This window comes from Spartinivicinus marinus (assembly GCF_026309355.1).
Classification (GTDB): Bacteria; Pseudomonadota; Gammaproteobacteria; order Pseudomonadales; family Zooshikellaceae; genus Spartinivicinus; species Spartinivicinus marinus.
On sequence record NZ_JAPJZK010000001.1, the window covers coordinates 2,484,010 to 2,499,724 of the forward strand.

Here is a 15,715-nt window from a genome sequence, read left to right on the forward strand (position 1 = left end):
CAGAAGTTCAAGGAATCTATATCCATCGTGCGTACTGGATATGAAAATGTTAACAAAAATAAGCCATTACTAGTTTGAGGGTAAAAAATATGACATCCAGCGAGCTGCATGATACCTCGATTGTGATAGACGGTTTAATTATTGCCAAGTGGGGCCGTGAGCTGTTCGAGGATATGCGCCGAGGAGGCCTAACCGCAGCTAACTGTACTGTATCCGTTTGGGAAGGATTTCAAAACACAGTTAACAATATTTCTGAGTTTCATCAGTTTTTCGAAGATCATAGCGATCTAATCATGCAAGTAAGGACCACGAAAGACATCTTACGAGCGAAAGAACTTAACAAAACCGGCATTATCTTAGGCTTTCAAAACGCACACGCCTTTGAAGACAAGCTTGGCTACATTCAAGTGTTTAAAGAACTGGGTGTTGGCATCGTGCAAATGGCTTACAACACTCAAAACCTGATTGGTACCGGCTGTTATGAAAGCGACCGTGGCTTATCTGACTTTGGCCGTGAAGTAGTCGCAGAAATGAACCGGGTAGGTATCATGTGCGACCTTTCTCATGTAGGCGCCAAAACCTCTATGGATGTTATTGAGGCATCAACCAAGCCCGTTTGTTATTCCCACTGCTTACCCGCCGGCCTTAAAGAACACCCCCGCAATAAATCCGATGAAGACTTAAAGTTTATTGCTGATCGTGGTGGTTTTATTGGTGTAACTATGTTTACCCCATTCTTAAAACAAGGGGTAGATGCCACTGTTGATGATTACATTGAAGCAATTGACTACATCATCAATATTGTTGGTGAAGACTGTGTAGGCATTGGCACCGACTTTACCCAAGGTCATGATAAAGCCTTCTTTGACTGGCTGACTCATGATAAAGGCTATGCCCGCTCGCTAACTAATTTCGGCAAAATTGTTAATCCTGCTGGTTTCCGCACTATTGGTGAATTCCCCAACCTGACTGATGCCATGACGAGAAGAGGTTGGTCTGAGCACAAAATTCGTAAAGTAATGGGTGAAAACTGGTTACGCACTTTAAAAGAGGTATGGGGAGAATAATAATGGGTCATAAAGCACCTGAAGTACCAATTAATGTTGACGAAGAAACTGGGGTTTGGACCACTGATGCACTCCCCATGCTATATGTACCACGCCATTTTTTTATGAATAACCACACGGTTATTGAAGATGCGTTAGGTGCCGATAAGTACGCCGAGATTCTTTATCAAGCCGGTTATAAATCTGCCTATTATTGGTGTCAGCAAGAGGCTAAAGAACACGACATTTTTGGTGTAGAAGTTTTTGAACATTACATGCTTAGGCTTTCTCAGCGTGGTTGGGGTATTTTTTCAATTGAAGATATTGATTTAGAAAAAGGCTATGCCAAAGTTCGCTTAGATCATTCTGCTTTTGTTTATCACTATGGAAAAGTAAACCGTAAATTAGAGTATATGTTTACCGGCTGGTTTGCTGGAGCCATGGATCAAATTGTAGAACGCTTAGGTTATTCTCTTACTACACATGCAGAACAATTACAAAGTGAAGCGGAAGAAGGCTGTAATCATGGCGTATTTGAAGTAAAAGCTATAAATGAAGGTGACACAACCCGTCATTAATATAAATACTTTTCAATGCGCTGGGCTATTTACTCCCAGCCACTAATAAAAACACCCACAAATTTATTTGATAAATAAAAACAAGGGTGAAAACAAACAATAGTCGAGGGATATTTAAACATAATATTTTAAATATCCCCTTGTGTTAGCCAGTGACTAATGAATGAGGGATAACGATGGCTCAGTACGACGCAATATTTCAGCCATTGACCATCAATAAGACAACGATTCGTAATCGTGTTGTCAGTACTGCCCATGCAGAGGTTTATGCCACTGATGGAGGGATGACAACTGAACGCTATGTGAAGTATTACGAAGAGAAAGCGAAAGGTGGTGTAGGGCTTTGTATTTGTGGTGGCTCCAGTGTTGTTTCCATCGATAGCCCACAAGATTGGTGGAAATCCGTTAATTTATCGACTGACCGGATTATTCCTCATTTTCAAAACCTTGCCGATGCAGTACATAAACACGGCGGCAAGATTATGATTCAAATTACCCATATGGGACGTCGCTCTCGCTGGGATGGTGGTCACTGGTCAACCCTTGTTAGTCCCAGTGGCATTCGTGAGCCAGTACATCGTGCCACTTGTAAAACTATTGAATCAGAAGAAATTGAGCGCATTATTAAAGACTATGCTCAGGCTGCTCGTCGCGCTAAAGAAGGTGGTTTAGATGGAGTAGAAATTTCAGCGGTACACCAACACTTAATCGACCAATTTTGGAGCCCACGGGTTAACAAACGAACTGATGAATGGGGTGGGAGCTTCGAAAACCGAATGCGTTTTGGTTTAGAAGTTACCAAAGCCATTCGTGAAGAAGTGGGTCCTGATTTTGTCGTTGGATTGCGTATTTGTGGTGATGAGTTCCATCCAGATGGTTTAAACCACGACGATATGAAGCAAATCGCCAAATATTACAATGACACCGGCATGATTGACTTCTTTGGTGTGATTGGTTCTGGTTGTGATACTCATAATACCTTAGCCAATGTTATTCCTAATATGAGCTACCCACCTGAGCCATTCCTACATTTAGCTGCCGGTATTAAAGAAGTGGTAGAGGTACCTGTTATTCATGCGCAAAACATTAAAGACCCCAATCAGGCACAGCGGATTTTAGAAGAAGGTTATGTCGACTTTGTGGGAATGACTCGCGCCCATATTGCTGACCCACATTTGATTACCAAAATAAAAATGAATCAGGTAGATCAGATTCGTCAGTGTGTCGGAGCCAATTACTGTATCGACCGCCAATATCAAGGGCTGGATGTGTTGTGTATTCAAAACGCAGCTACATCACGCGAAAGCACCATGCCCCATATTATTGAAAAAACCGAAGGGGCTATTCGCAAAGTCGTTGTGGTAGGTGGTGGTCCTGCTGGTATGGAAGCTGCTCGCGTTGCAGCCGAACGCGGTCATCAAGTAACCCTATTTGAAAAAGCTGACGAATTGGGCGGGCAAATTACCACTGCTGCCAAAGCACCACAGCGGGATCAAATCGCCGGTATTACCCGCTGGTTTGTTTTGGAATTAGAGCGCTTAGGTGTAGATGTGCGACTCAACACAGAAGCCAATACTGATGCCATTTTAGATATAAAACCAGACATAATTATCCTAGCAGTGGGTGGTACGCCTTTCCTAGAGCAAGTACCTGAATGGGGTGCAGAAGAAGGTTTAGTTGTCAGCAGCTGGGATATTCTGAACAGCACTATTGAACCAGGTAAAAATGTTTTGGTGTACGACACTATTTGCGAGTTTAGCGGTATGTCAGTTGCTGACTATTTAGCATCAAAAGGTTCATTAGTTGAAATTGTCACAGATGATATCAAGCCAGGTGCAGCTGTCGGTGGCACAACCTTCCCTACTTATTATCGCAGTTTGTACGAAAAAGAAGTCGTATTTACGTCTGACTTTATTCTGGAAAAGGTTTATCAAGAAGGCGATAAAAAAATTGCTGTGTTAGAAAACGAATATACCGGCCAAAAAGAAGAACGGGTTGTTGATCAAGTCGTTGTAGAAAATGGTATCCGCCCAGATGAAAAACTGTATTACGAATTAAAAGCGGATTCACGCAACAAAGGCCAAATTGATATCGAAGCTTTATATGATGCCAAGCCACAACCTGCTTTAGCAGAAACAGACAATGGTTATTTACTGTATCGAATTGGTGATTGTGTATCACAGCGGAATACGCATGCCGCAATATACGACGCATTGCGGCTATGCAAAGACTTCTAAATTGTAAACAAGGAAACGGCTATTTGACTTCAGCTCCATAGTAAAGATAAAAGAGTGGGAAAAATCTTACGATGCTCATTTACTATAGTAAACTGTGCGTCAGGTATTTTTCCCGCCTCGATTTGAAGCCAAATTTCTCGTTTCTACTTAGTTGTAAATAATTAAAAATATATAATTGAAGTGAATAACTTCGAAAAATATATCCACATCGGGGGATATAAGTAAATGTTACTTGATTGGATACTACCTGTATTACTCTGTGCAGCCATTTTACTTGCTGTGATTGGTGCGTTTAAGCGCATTAATTTATGGCGCCAGGGGCAGCCTGATAAAATCAATATACTGCATGGCTTAATGCAGATTCCTAAGCGCTATATGGTGGATTTACACCATGTGGTGGCGCGGGATAAATACATCGCTAATACTCACGTTGCAACTGCAGGTGGGTTTGTGGCAGCGAGTGTACTAATTATTCTGGTTTATGTGTTTGGCTTTAATAATCGCATTTTAGTGTGGGGATTATTAGCGGCTTTAACAGCTATGTTGATCGGCGCTTTTTTTGTTTATAAACGCCGCAAGAATCCTCCTGCCAGGCTTTCGAAAGGGCCTTGGATGCGTTTACCCAAAAGCCTATTCACGTTTGCTATCACCTTTATTTTAATTTCACTGCCCGCTGCAGGTATTTTGCCAGAAAATTTTGGTGGCTGGCTGTTAGCCACTATTTTATTAGCGGGTGTTGTGTATGGGGTAGCTGAAATGTTTTTTGGCATGACCTGGGGTGGCCCTATGAAGCATGCTTTTGCAGGGGCTTTACACTTGGCGTTTCATCGTCGCGCTGAGCGATTTGGTGGAGGTCGCTCCACAGCTTTAAAGCCAATTCAGCTTGAAGAAAATAAACTAGGTGTCGAGCAACCGGCAGATTTTAAATGGAATCAACTGTTGGGCTTTGATGCCTGTGTGCAATGTGGCCGTTGTGAAGCCATGTGTCCTGCTTTTGCTGCTGGGCAACCGCTTAACCCCAAAAAATTGATTCAGGATATGGTGGTTGGTTTAGCGGGTGGCACTGATGCTAAATATGCGGGTAGTCCTTATCCCGGTATTGAAGTGGGTCAACATCAAGGAGCGCCTTTACAGCCTATTGTTAATGGTTTAGTAGAAGCAGATACGCTTTGGTCCTGCACCACCTGTCGTGCTTGTGTAGAAGAATGTCCAATGATGATTGAGCATGTAGACGCCATTGTGGATATGCGCCGCTTCTTAACTTTAGAGCAAGGCCAAACCCCAGAAAAAGGGGTGGAAGTCATCGAAAACCTGATTGCTACCGATAACCCTAATGGTTTTGACCCAAGCCACCGGGTTAACTGGGCTACAGACCTTAACTTGCCATTAATGACCGATGTGCAGGAAGCTGATGTCTTATTCTGGATTGGTGATGGCGCCTATGATATGCGTACCCAACGCACCTTACGTGCAGTGGTTAAATTACTGCGCGCTGCAAAAGTGGACTTCGCTATTTTAGGTAACGAAGAGCGAGACAGTGGGGATGTTGCCAGGCGGCTGGGTGATGAAGCCACGTTTCAATCCTTAGCCAAACATAATATTGCTACGCTAAAAAAATATCAGTTTAAGCAGATAGTAACGGCTGATCCACACTCTTATCACTGCTTGAAGAATGAATATAAAGATTTTGGCGCTGCTTTTGAGGTTTACCATCACACCACATTTTTAGCAGAGCAAGCCAAGCAAGGTACCCTAAAACTTGGCGAACTCAATTTAGGCACAGTCACCTATCACGACCCCTGTTATTTAGGTCGCTATAACGGCGAATATGAAGCACCACGGGAATTATTAAAAGCACTTGGTCTGGAAGTAACTGAAATGGAGCGTTCAGGTTTTCGTTCCCGCTGTTGTGGCGGCGGCGGTGCTGCACCCATTACGGATATCCCCGGTAAACAACGGATTCCTGATATGCGGATGGAAGATGTTAAAGCCACCAATGCCGAAGTGGTTGCCGTGGCTTGCCCGCAATGTGCATTAATGCTGGAAGGAGTAGTAGAACCTCGCCCAGAAGTGCGGGATATCGCTGAAATGCTGGCAGAAGCCGTGGAAACAATTCATTAGTGGTATAGGGGTAACTTATGAGTAATATAATACGACGAGACCCGCGTATTGAACGCATTATTCGAAATCGCCTGCACCCAATGCATGCTAATTTTGCTTCTGGACCAGTGCGAGGCCCTACCGGATTAATTCGGAAAAATCCTCATCAGGTTGGCTTTATTGGCCCTAATGGGATAAAACGAATTGATCGCAGTGCCACTGGTGTGTCAGCAGCTCAATTTGCCAGCCGCAGTCACACTAAAGGCGTAGAACAACAAGAAGTTCGTAAACCATTTACCATTGAAGACCCTGCATTCTATATTGCCGTTGTGTTAGATTTAGTCGGTGGCCGCTTAACCAGTCATGATAAAGATATACTCGGCCAGGCCCATTTATTGGCTACTGAATCTGATGAAACAGCATCTAATGAAAAAGGTGCAGTACTTGCTATTGCCTTTGGTGAGCTAAAAGACGACAGTTTAAAGTTTGCAGGTGTTGATCGCTTACTACATTTTACTGATGAAAAATTCCAACTGTTTAACCCTGAATTAAAACTAACAGCATTAACGGCTGTTGAAGTCAGTTATCAACCTAAACATTGGTTATTGCCTGATAGTATTCATGGTGGGGGCGACTTAGGTCGACGTTTAGCTGCCCGGTTAAATGAGCGCCCTGCTACTCAAGTTTGGAAGTTTGAGCAGGATAAAATCACTTGTCGTGCAAGTGGTGGCACTCAAGATGTCGAGCGGTCAATTCCAAGAATTATGCTACTTGCTGAAGAAGTCGCCTACCCCGTGATGGAAACTGAACACCAAGCAACTCGTCTCGAATTACCTGATCTTCCTGCAGTGATCCCGCAAATGGAAGACCTGGGACAGCAAGCGGTAGACCCCAGTGAAATTCCATTAGGTGAAGCTGAATTTATCCTTTCTGGCGGTAATGGGGTAACTAATTGGGAGTTATTCCATCAAGCCTCTGCCACCTTGGGCGCAACAGAAGGCGCAAGCCGGGTAGCTGTGGATAATGGTGATATGCCAAGGTTCCGCCAGGTAGGTGCAACTGGAACCTGGGTGAGCGCACGAGTCTATATTGCCGTGGGTATTTCAGGGGCCATCCAACACTTGCAGGGTATTGGTCAATGCGAAAAAGTGATTGCCATTAACCTGGATAAAGACTGCGATATGATTAAACGTGCCGACTTAAGTGTGATTGCCGACAGCTCCGCAGTATTGGAAGAATTAATAAAGCTAGTCAACGAAAGTAAGCAAGAGGCAGCTGCCAATGCCGCTTAATACCCTTCGTGAAAGGCTTTTATTTAGTTGGAGCTAAAAAGTGAATATATCTAATAATGCAAATGATAGCGGTATTGCAAAAATTACGACTTTGGTTTCCATTGGTTTGCACCCAAAATCACAGCGTGGGCGAAGAGCTGACCAGGATGCTAAAGCCCTAGAATTAGCATTGAATTTAGCGCCAGAACAATTAGAAGTACTTCATGCTGGCAATCCTAGAGAGTCTGTATTACGGCAATATTTGGGTATGGGAATGGATCAACTCACTGTTTTGGATCATCCTCATGAAGCGGATGCCATCCCTGCACTGATTGAATACTTAACTGAAAATCATGCTGATATTATTTTCACAGGCATTAAAGCTGAGCAAGGTGAATCATCCGGCATGACACCCTATCTAATTGCCGAACAGCTTAAATTGCCGATGGTGCCCAATATTGCAGCTATAAAAAGCATCAATGGCCGTACAGCAGAAATACTACAAGCACTGCCTAGAGGGCAACGCCGCTTAATTAAAGTACAAATGCCTTTTGTCGCCAGTGTCGATTCTGCTGCAGCTGCCCCTCGCCAAAGTGCTTTTGGTAAAGCTAAAAGGGGAGCCATAAATGATCAAGATGCAACCATTAACATTGATAAAGTCCGCGCCTGTTGGCATGCACAACCGGCTAAAAAACGCCCCAAACGGTTAAAGGTTATGAAAGCCAAAACCGCTGCTGATCGCTTTAAAGCAGCCACCGCCAGTAGTAAAAATGAAGGCGGCAGTGTTATTGAAAATAAATCACCTGCTGAAGCAGCCAAGGCGATTTATGATTTGTTAGTGGCGGAAAAGGTGGTCAAGTAGTTATTTATTTTTAAGATCAAGATACATCTTATTCAATAAGTGATACTCCTGGGTCATTCGTTTAATTTTTTGAATGGCCTCTTCATAAGCTTCTTTATATTGCCCACCATCGGACGACCCAGCCACTGCTGCTTGTTTTAATTTCTGCACTAGGATATTTTTTTCATTCTTTAACTGTTGGATTTCTTGTTCTTTTCTGCTCATATCCATGGAGTAACGCTCAAAAAGCTGCGCAAGCGCATCGTTAGCGGCTTGGTCTTCTTCTACCTCTTCAACAGGCATGCCTTTTTCTAATTTTTTGTTTTTTTCTTCAAGCTTTTCAATTTCATCTTTATAGTCCAAAATTTCGTGCCTTAGCTGCTTTATCAGCTTTTGAGACTGTTCAAGCAACTCTTCTAATTCCTTTTGATACACATCATCTTCACCCTCCCCTCGTTTATCCTTTTTCAGTTTTCCAATCATAGCCTCATTCAATGCAATAATATGCTCTAAATTAGAGATTTGACCCTGATAGCTATTGATCTTTTGATTGGACTGTTGGATTGCTAATTCTGCATAGGCATTTTCAAGCCCCTCCTCCTGTTCTACTGACTCAGTTTTAGCAGACTTATCACTAGCAACTGCAGGAGCCTCTATTATTTTTGGCTCTGGTGCTATTGACTTGAAGTAATGGATTATTTTTTGATTCAACCGTTCTTGATATTCGGCTTTTTCTAATCTGCCTCGTATTGTTTCTAACTCATAGTGAATCAAAGATTTACGCAAACAAATTACATCAGTAAGAGACAATTTTTCTGCTTGAAAACATTCTAACTGAACCTTATCGAACTGCTTTTCATACTCAATAAGCATTTCCAGTTGTTCTTTTAGGTAAGCTTCATAAGTAGGTGCCTTTATGCTTAATGCTTTTTGAAAACCTGTTTGGAGCTTCTGAAATAAGCTGTTGTATCCTTTAGACGACTCCTTATCTCTATCTTCAGGCTCTTTATGTTTTAGCGCGGCTGTTTCAATGGTTAACACTTGTTTTCTAAGTGAATTAATCTGCCGCTTATTAATAGGGTCAATCAACCACTCTTGAGGAACCGTCTCACCACTCTCTTGAAGCTCTTGTTCCATTTCATCCAAAATCGCTTGTAATGAGCTAACCACTTTGCGGTTATCAAAAAGCTTCTTTTTGATAATGGAAATCCGGTGTTGTTTAATCAGCAACCAGGCCAGAACAACCGCAAGCATGCTTGCAAGAACAGCGTAATTGGCTAATACAACTAAAACCAGCCGATCTGTCATTAGTTACAACCTAAACCACTACAACAGCTATAGAACCTTTCAAAGGCTATAACGTTAATTGTAGTGGTTTTCTGCTCTCTATCAGCCCTAAAGCTCAATGTTTAAGCAGCTATTAAGAAATGAAATAACTAAACTACAAAGCTATATAAGGTAGCGATAAAACAAACACCTACTGTTTCCTGATCACCCAACTTCTGCACCTTGCTAGTACTCACATCCAATAACGATCAAAAACCAGCCAACAAACCACTATTCGTCAAGTATTAATACGACGAGTGGAAATATTTCGAGACCAGTGGCACAAAGTGACAAATAAAAGAAAGTTATAATGCAGTCAGTTTTTATAAACGCGTTGACTATTTGGCATACAGCGCAAAGTGTACATAACTCGTGTGTAACTTTCTTTTACTAAAGGCTGTTGTAAAAAGGTGCTGTTAAATAAATATGAAGTAACAGGGTATTCTTCCGCCACTCTACGACCCTATCACTCCATATCCCAACACCCTACATAGTCTGAGAACAAGAAAGTTGGGGAAGGGGGTCGATTAAAACGTGATCAAAAAAACACAAGGTTTTACCTTAATAGAGCTCATGATAGTGCTAGTGATAATAGCCATTCTGGCTTTTATTTCAGCACCAGGATTCGAGCGATTTATTGAAAGAGGAAAGTTAGAACAGTTTAAGGACGAACTCTATACTCAGCTAATTTTTGCAAAAAGTGAAGCGATAAAGAGAAATAAACTAATATCAGTCGTTTTGTACAAAAAAACATCACCTCCTAACAGTTGGTTAATGAGGGTATGCGAGTCTGCTGACCCAAGTATCTGCAAAAGCTCATGTGAGAAAGATAATAAGAAAGTAAGCAACTGCTATGTGATTAATGAAGAAAGTATTTTACCGTCAAAAAAAGCTAAAATAGCGGGTAGAGAAAAGATAATTATATTTAATGGACAAGGATTCGCAAAAGAAATTAAAGATGATGGATCAAATATAAGCAAACTAGAAATTGAAATAAAAGATAAAGAAAACAATACAAAGCATAAAGTTACCATCAATAAAAGTGGATCAATAAATTTAAGCACTTAGAAAAAGTGATGAAATCTTATGAAAAAAAATAATATTAACCATCAAAAAGGGATATCTCTCATTGAAGTGCTGGTATCTCTGCTTGTATTTGGAATTGGGATATTAGGCTTTATAAGTCTACAACTTAATGCATTGCAATATACCCAAGATAGTGAGCTTAAAACCTTTGCAACATGGCGAATAAATGAGCTTGTTGAAAATATGCGAAGTAATATTAAAGGATTTGAGGATGGATTTTATAAATATGAAGTTATAGCAGATAATAGTGGCTCTTCGAGTAATCCAAATTTAGTGAACTGTAATAATAACAGTATAAAAGATTGCATAACAAATGAATGCTCAACCGAAGAACAAGCTAAGTATGATTTAAAATCATTTATTTGCGGTAATGGTAGTAATGACGTTAATGGAATTAAAGACCGTCTTATTGACTATAATCTAACTATTAGCTGCCAACCAAAAGATCCTCCTACTGAACAGTGTAATTTGAACAAACCTGCAGCAATAAAACTAGAATGGCTTGCTAGAAAACAAGAAGGTTCTACAAATAGCAATTCAAATACAAATTATAAAGACGAAGTTTATCATATCTTTAATATATAACTATGAATAAAAATCAAGGTTACTTTCTAATAGAATTGATGATTGCCATGCTACTCGGCATCATTGTAGTGATGGGTGTAGTTGAAATACTATCCACAAATCGTGTTTCCGTGTCTTTACATGAAAATATTTCCAGAATACAGGATAACGCAAGATTTGCACTAAATCAGATTTCAAACGACTTACGAATGGCTGGTTATATGAACCCAGCAAAATCAGGACCAGCATCACCTTTCGTAAAACCAAAAGACTGTAATTACAATAAAGTAGTTAGTAAATCGTCTGTGTGCACAACTGATGGTACTGGAAGCACACTAACTGAAAACAATGATTTAATTGCTATTAAATACGACCCAATTAATAATTTAGATTGCGGCGGAAATGAAATTGCAGCTACTGATTTAGGAGAGCATAATGCAATTATAAATCAATATTACATTAAAGAAAAAAAGCTAGTATGTAACACTTATCTAGAAGATGCAGCCAAATGGACTTCTAATATCGAATATACATTAGCAGAAAATGTTACTAGTTTACAGATTCTGTATAAAAAAGAAGAAGGAATGAACACAAACACAAAAAAATCAAAATATATAAATGCAAATTATCTTAATAAAAATAATATTAAAGAAATTACTGCTGTTAAAGTAGCATTAACTATGGAAGGAGCAGGTGGTGAAGAAAATCAGCAGGATATTCAATATAAGGTTTTAGATATAGAACTAAAAATCCACAAAACCAATAAAAATATTCACAGAACATTTCAAACTGAAATTGCTCTTCAAAATTCTATTGAGTGGTAAGGTATGCGTATAAACATTAGAGGTTTTTCCAATCAGCGTGGCGTCACGCTGATTGTTTGTCTTATGATACTACTTGTAGTTTCAATAGCAGGTATTACTTTATTTAAAAAATCATATGTAGAGCAAAAAATTTCACACAATGAACAAAGAAATTTAGAGCTAAAACAAGCTGCTTTAAGCGAACTGAGAGCTCAGTTTAGATATTTGGAAAAAAATGACGCCACTCTCGAAAACTGTATTGATAAATGCATGAGAAGTGAAAGAGATGAAAAAAAACCACACAAACTTAACCAATTAATTATTAAATCAAAGTTAAATGAAACCTCTCAACAAAAGTTAATACCATTGGAAGATGGTACATTATATAAAAACTCCGTTAACCTTGAATATAAGCATAGGTGCACATCTCCACCTGGCTTTAGCTTGCTTGAATTTGTTGGACAATGTTATCAGCTTGATAATGAGTCAAGCTGGCAAAGTACTGGTGGTAAAGAACAACAGGCTGCTGGTCTTAATTACGCAGCACCTAAACCAAAAGGTAAGTTAAATGGTTAGTAAGAGTTGTAAATTTATGTTTAAAAAAACTTCTTTAAGTAGCGTAATATTTTCTTGTATTTTTTCGTTATCAACCAGTATCAAAGCGGACGATACTGAAGTTTTTTATATACCTGAATTTTCCGAAGGACAAGTTTTACCTAATACTATTCTAATTATGGATACTTCAACTAGCATGGGTAATCCAACAGAAAATGGTGAGACAAGAATATCAATAACAAAACGAGCATCAAAAGAGGTTATCAATAGAGTTAATAATGTAAACTTATCAATGATGCGATTTAATCGTGCAAAAAAGAAAAATGATGAAAAACAAAGTGAAATTTATACGTATGACATTTATGATGTAGTAAGTCATCGTTATAAGACAATAACTGTAGACAAACTAGACGACTGCATTAAAGATATACAACAAACAAGTTTGCATACAGATAAGGAAATATCTGCTAATGCTTATTGCAAAGCTTATGCTTTAGACTATATATATGATCCTAGAACTGATAGAGAAAAAAAATATAATCTCAATAGACACAAAATTATAAAAGGTGGCTCACACCTTGGTGCATATTTATTAAAAGGTTTAACCAAAATAGCTGAAGATTCGGAAAGTAATAAACAGAATTTTAAGAAGTCTATTGATCATCTAGAAGCAAATGGCAATACTCCTCTAACTGAATCTTTATATGAAGCTTATTTGTATTTAACAGGACAAGATCCTTATTTTGGTCAAGAAGGTCTACCAACCCCAACAGACCCTAATGATCTAAACAATGGTAAATATAAAAGCCCTATAACACATGAGTGTCAGCTATATAATAATGTTACTGTTTTTACAGATGGTGAACCAACTGACGACTCTGATGCTAACGAGTTTGTACGTGAGTTAATAGCTAGAAGTCCGAAGAAAGATGAACTGCCTGAAGGTTTGTCTGAAGATTGTGGAACAGGCTTTGACCAGAATAGAGTAGATCATGGTAATGCAGAGGGCGGTTGTATTGATGAACTTGCTTGGTATATGGCCAACCATGACTTAAACCCAAACTTAATTGGTAATCAGGTAGCAAGAATCTCTGTAATTAGTGGCTTTGACTTACCAGCGGAGCATAAAGAATTGATGGATAATGTCTCCAAGCATGGCGGAACTGGAAGTAGTATTACATCAAATAATTATGATGAGTTAGTTACTGCATTGGAAGAAACATTTACTAATACTGTAACTGAAGGAATAAATTCAGTTACAGCACCAGTAGCTCCTGTAAGTTCATTCCAGCAGTTTGGCGTAGGAGAATACACTTACTTAACTATGTTTGAACCCAAAGGAGGCGTTAGGTGGCCAGGAAATTTAAAAAAATTTAAAGTTAATGCTGATAATGAGTTAATTGGAATTGGTGGCGTTAAGGTATTAAATGATGAAGGAGAAATGACTGAAAATGCAAGAGATTTTTGGGCTGGTGCGAATCAAAATGTAAAGAAAGTTTCCGAAGGTGGTATTCGAGAGAAACTACCAAACTCGGCTAATAGATCAATATATGCTCAGATTGGTGAAAATTTATTAAAGCCGTTAAAAATTGATAATTTAGATGAAATAAATAATGCAACACATATTGGCTTAACAGAAAGTGAAATCAACTTTGTTAGGAGTAAAGAAGGAATTACAGATCCACTACATACCAAACCAGTTAGTGTTGTTTATAGCACAAATGAGGAAAACGAGACTACTGAATCAACCATTTTTTTCACCACAAATATGGGAGGGCTTCATGCAATTAATGCAGATACAGGAGTTGAACGTTATACATTTTTTCCAAAAAATTTGCTAAAAAATATAAAGCAATACTATGCAAACAAAACTAATCATGCTTTAGAGGGAAACTTGAAAAAGGTTGGAGAAAAGCTGTATGGATTAGATGGCCCAATATCTTTATGGATATATGATAATGATAAAGACAATCAAATAGAAAGTGTAGATGGAGACCATGTTTATTTATATTTAACCATGCGTAGAGGTGGCCATAATATTTATGCTTTAGATGTAACTAACTTTAGAGAACCTTCCTTAAAGTGGCAAATAAAAGGGGGCATCACATCACCTTCTGAAAACGAATATCGTGAATTAGCTCATACCTGGTCCAAGCCTATGTTAGGAAGGGTTAAAATAGGTAATGAGATTCATACCGTACTGTTCTTTACTGGTGGATATAACGGCAAGGTAGCAAACGGAAATCCAAATAGTTATGGACAAGACCCACTACCAAATATTGATGCTAGAATAAATAACCAAAATATTATACCTGAGGATAATATTGGTCGCGCTATTTATATGGTAGACGCTGAAACTGGTGAGCTACTCTGGTGGGCTTCTGCTAATAATGCAAATGATGGGGGAGCAAATAACAAATACCAAGACATGAAGTATAGTTTCCCAGCCTCAGTTGCACCTATTGATATTAACTCTGACGGGTTTACTGATTATATCTATGCAATTGATATAGCGGGTCAATTATGGCGATTTGATTTTAACAAGACTAATAATAATGCTGATAATTTAGCTAGTGGTGGCATTATTGCTAAACTAGGTGGTGATGGCAGAAGGTTTTATAACAGGGTAGATGCAGCCATTCTAGATAAGTCACAAAGCTATGTAGCAATTACAGTGGGGTCAGGTTATCGTGCTCACCCTAATTCAGAAGATGAGGAAGATAAGTTTTTCATGATTAAAGATCCTTATGTCTTTAGTCCGCCAGCCAGAGCTAATAATGGTTCAGAAATAGATTCTTATAAATATGCTAGTAGAAATGGAGGAAATAAAAAGGTTATTGGAATTGAAGATCTTTATAATGCATCAAATAACCTTATTGTAAAAGGTAGTGAAACAGAAAAATCTCAAGCTAGACTAAATTTTAACACTAAACATGGTTGGTTCATTGATTTAAGTGATAATGAAAAAGCTCTTAGCCCATCTATAACTTTTGGAAATATGGTATTATTTACAACTTTTACCCATTCAAATAAAGTGGATTTATGCAGTCCCACACCTGGCACAGCAAAAGGGTATGTATTAAACCTTTATGATGCAACAGGAGGAATTAATGATGGAACAGCAGATGACGATAATAATCGCTACAAAATATTGAAATACAAAGGTATAGCAGATACACCTGTGGTAATAACCAGAAATAGAAAAACCACTGCAAATGTAGGTTTTGAAAAGCTAGTTGACCTAAGCAGCGCTAAACGACTTTATAAAACTTGGTGGAGAAGAGAACCAAACTAGAAACTTAAGCCCA

Annotated in this window: 12 protein-coding genes; 11 read left to right on the forward strand and 1 reads right to left on the reverse strand. The window is 39.1% G+C overall.

The features are described 5' to 3' along the window. The first annotated feature begins 89 nt into the window (after positions 1-89). The 6 genes from OQE68_RS11095 to etfB all read left to right on the forward strand — a co-directional run bounded on the left by OQE68_RS11095 (position 90) and on the right by etfB (position 8,094). Complete coding sequence (locus OQE68_RS11095; RefSeq protein WP_180566620.1) at positions 90-1,067, forward strand: dipeptidase; 978 nt, start codon at positions 90-92, stop codon at positions 1,065-1,067. A gap of 2 nt (positions 1,068-1,069) precedes the next feature. Next, a complete protein-coding gene (locus tag OQE68_RS11100; protein ID WP_180566621.1) occupies positions 1,070-1,624 on the forward strand; it encodes a 4-vinyl reductase in 555 nt (184 codons plus the stop codon). Positions 1,625-1,800: 176 nt separating this feature from the next. Next, positions 1,801-3,861 (forward strand): dimethylglycine demethylation protein DgcA, encoded by a 2,061-nt coding sequence (dgcA, locus tag OQE68_RS11105; RefSeq protein ID WP_180566622.1) that lies wholly within the window; start codon positions 1,801-1,803, stop codon positions 3,859-3,861. Positions 3,862-4,086: 225 nt separating this feature from the next. Then, positions 4,087-5,982 (forward strand): (Fe-S)-binding protein, encoded by a 1,896-nt coding sequence (locus tag OQE68_RS11110; RefSeq protein ID WP_180566623.1) that lies wholly within the window; start codon positions 4,087-4,089, stop codon positions 5,980-5,982. Between the two features lie 17 nt (positions 5,983-5,999). Continuing rightward, entirely contained in the window at positions 6,000-7,253 is a 1,254-nt protein-coding gene (gene etfA, locus OQE68_RS11115) for an electron transfer flavoprotein subunit alpha (protein ID WP_180566624.1), read from the forward strand. 40 nt (positions 7,254-7,293) lie between these two features. After that, positions 7,294-8,094 carry an electron transfer flavoprotein subunit beta gene (gene etfB / locus OQE68_RS11120; protein ID WP_266195618.1) on the forward strand — a complete coding sequence of 267 codons (801 nt, stop codon included), beginning with the start codon at positions 7,294-7,296 and terminating at the stop codon, positions 8,092-8,094. Here etfB and OQE68_RS11125 read toward each other — a convergent pair whose 3' ends face one another. Beyond that, complete coding sequence (locus OQE68_RS11125) at positions 8,095-9,381, reverse strand: coiled-coil domain-containing protein (RefSeq protein ID WP_180566625.1); 1,287 nt, start codon at positions 9,379-9,381, stop codon at positions 8,095-8,097. It abuts the gene before it with no gap. Between the two features lie 552 nt (positions 9,382-9,933). Between OQE68_RS11125 and OQE68_RS11135 the strand changes: the two genes are divergently transcribed. Genes OQE68_RS11135 through OQE68_RS11155 form a run of 5 tightly spaced genes read left to right on the forward strand, consistent with a single transcriptional unit; the run spans position 9,934 to position 15,702 of the window. Beyond that, on the forward strand, positions 9,934-10,467 hold the full coding sequence (locus tag OQE68_RS11135; RefSeq protein WP_180566626.1) for a GspH/FimT family pseudopilin: 534 nt from the start codon (positions 9,934-9,936) through the stop codon (positions 10,465-10,467). 18 nt (positions 10,468-10,485) lie between these two features. Further along, positions 10,486-11,070, forward strand: coding sequence for a type IV pilus modification protein PilV (gene pilV / locus OQE68_RS11140; RefSeq protein ID WP_180566627.1), 585 nt, complete (start codon positions 10,486-10,488; stop codon positions 11,068-11,070). 2 nt (positions 11,071-11,072) lie between these two features. Next, positions 11,073-11,873, forward strand: a complete 801-nt coding sequence (locus tag OQE68_RS11145) for a PilW family protein (protein WP_180566628.1) — start codon at positions 11,073-11,075, stop codon at positions 11,871-11,873. A 3-nt stretch (positions 11,874-11,876) separates the two neighbouring features. Then, positions 11,877-12,428 (forward strand): pilus assembly PilX family protein, encoded by a 552-nt coding sequence (locus OQE68_RS11150; RefSeq protein ID WP_180566629.1) that lies wholly within the window; start codon positions 11,877-11,879, stop codon positions 12,426-12,428. Positions 12,429-12,444: 16 nt separating this feature from the next. After that, complete coding sequence (locus OQE68_RS11155) at positions 12,445-15,702, forward strand: PilC/PilY family type IV pilus protein (RefSeq protein ID WP_180566630.1); 3,258 nt, start codon at positions 12,445-12,447, stop codon at positions 15,700-15,702. The last annotated feature ends 13 nt before the right edge of the window (positions 15,703-15,715 follow it).

Bases quoted from the DNA above. Each gene is read 5' to 3' on its own strand.
- OQE68_RS11100 (WP_180566621.1), top strand. From the start codon at position 1,070: ATGGGTCATAAAGCACCTGAAGTACCAATTAATGTTGACGAAGAAACT.
- pilV (WP_180566627.1), top strand. From the start codon at position 10,486: ATGAAAAAAAATAATATTAACCATCAAAAAGGGATATCTCTCATTGAA.
- OQE68_RS11155 (WP_180566630.1), top strand. From the start codon at position 12,445: ATGTTTAAAAAAACTTCTTTAAGTAGCGTAATATTTTCTTGTATTTTT.
- OQE68_RS11145 (WP_180566628.1), top strand. From the start codon at position 11,073: ATGAATAAAAATCAAGGTTACTTTCTAATAGAATTGATGATTGCCATG.
- dgcA (WP_180566622.1), top strand. From the start codon at position 1,801: ATGGCTCAGTACGACGCAATATTTCAGCCATTGACCATCAATAAGACA.
- OQE68_RS11110 (WP_180566623.1), top strand. From the start codon at position 4,087: ATGTTACTTGATTGGATACTACCTGTATTACTCTGTGCAGCCATTTTA.
- OQE68_RS11125 (WP_180566625.1), bottom strand. From the start codon at position 9,381: ATGACAGATCGGCTGGTTTTAGTTGTATTAGCCAATTACGCTGTTCTT.
- etfA (WP_180566624.1), top strand. From the start codon at position 6,000: ATGAGTAATATAATACGACGAGACCCGCGTATTGAACGCATTATTCGA.
- OQE68_RS11150 (WP_180566629.1), top strand. From the start codon at position 11,877: ATGCGTATAAACATTAGAGGTTTTTCCAATCAGCGTGGCGTCACGCTG.
- OQE68_RS11095 (WP_180566620.1), top strand. From the start codon at position 90: ATGACATCCAGCGAGCTGCATGATACCTCGATTGTGATAGACGGTTTA.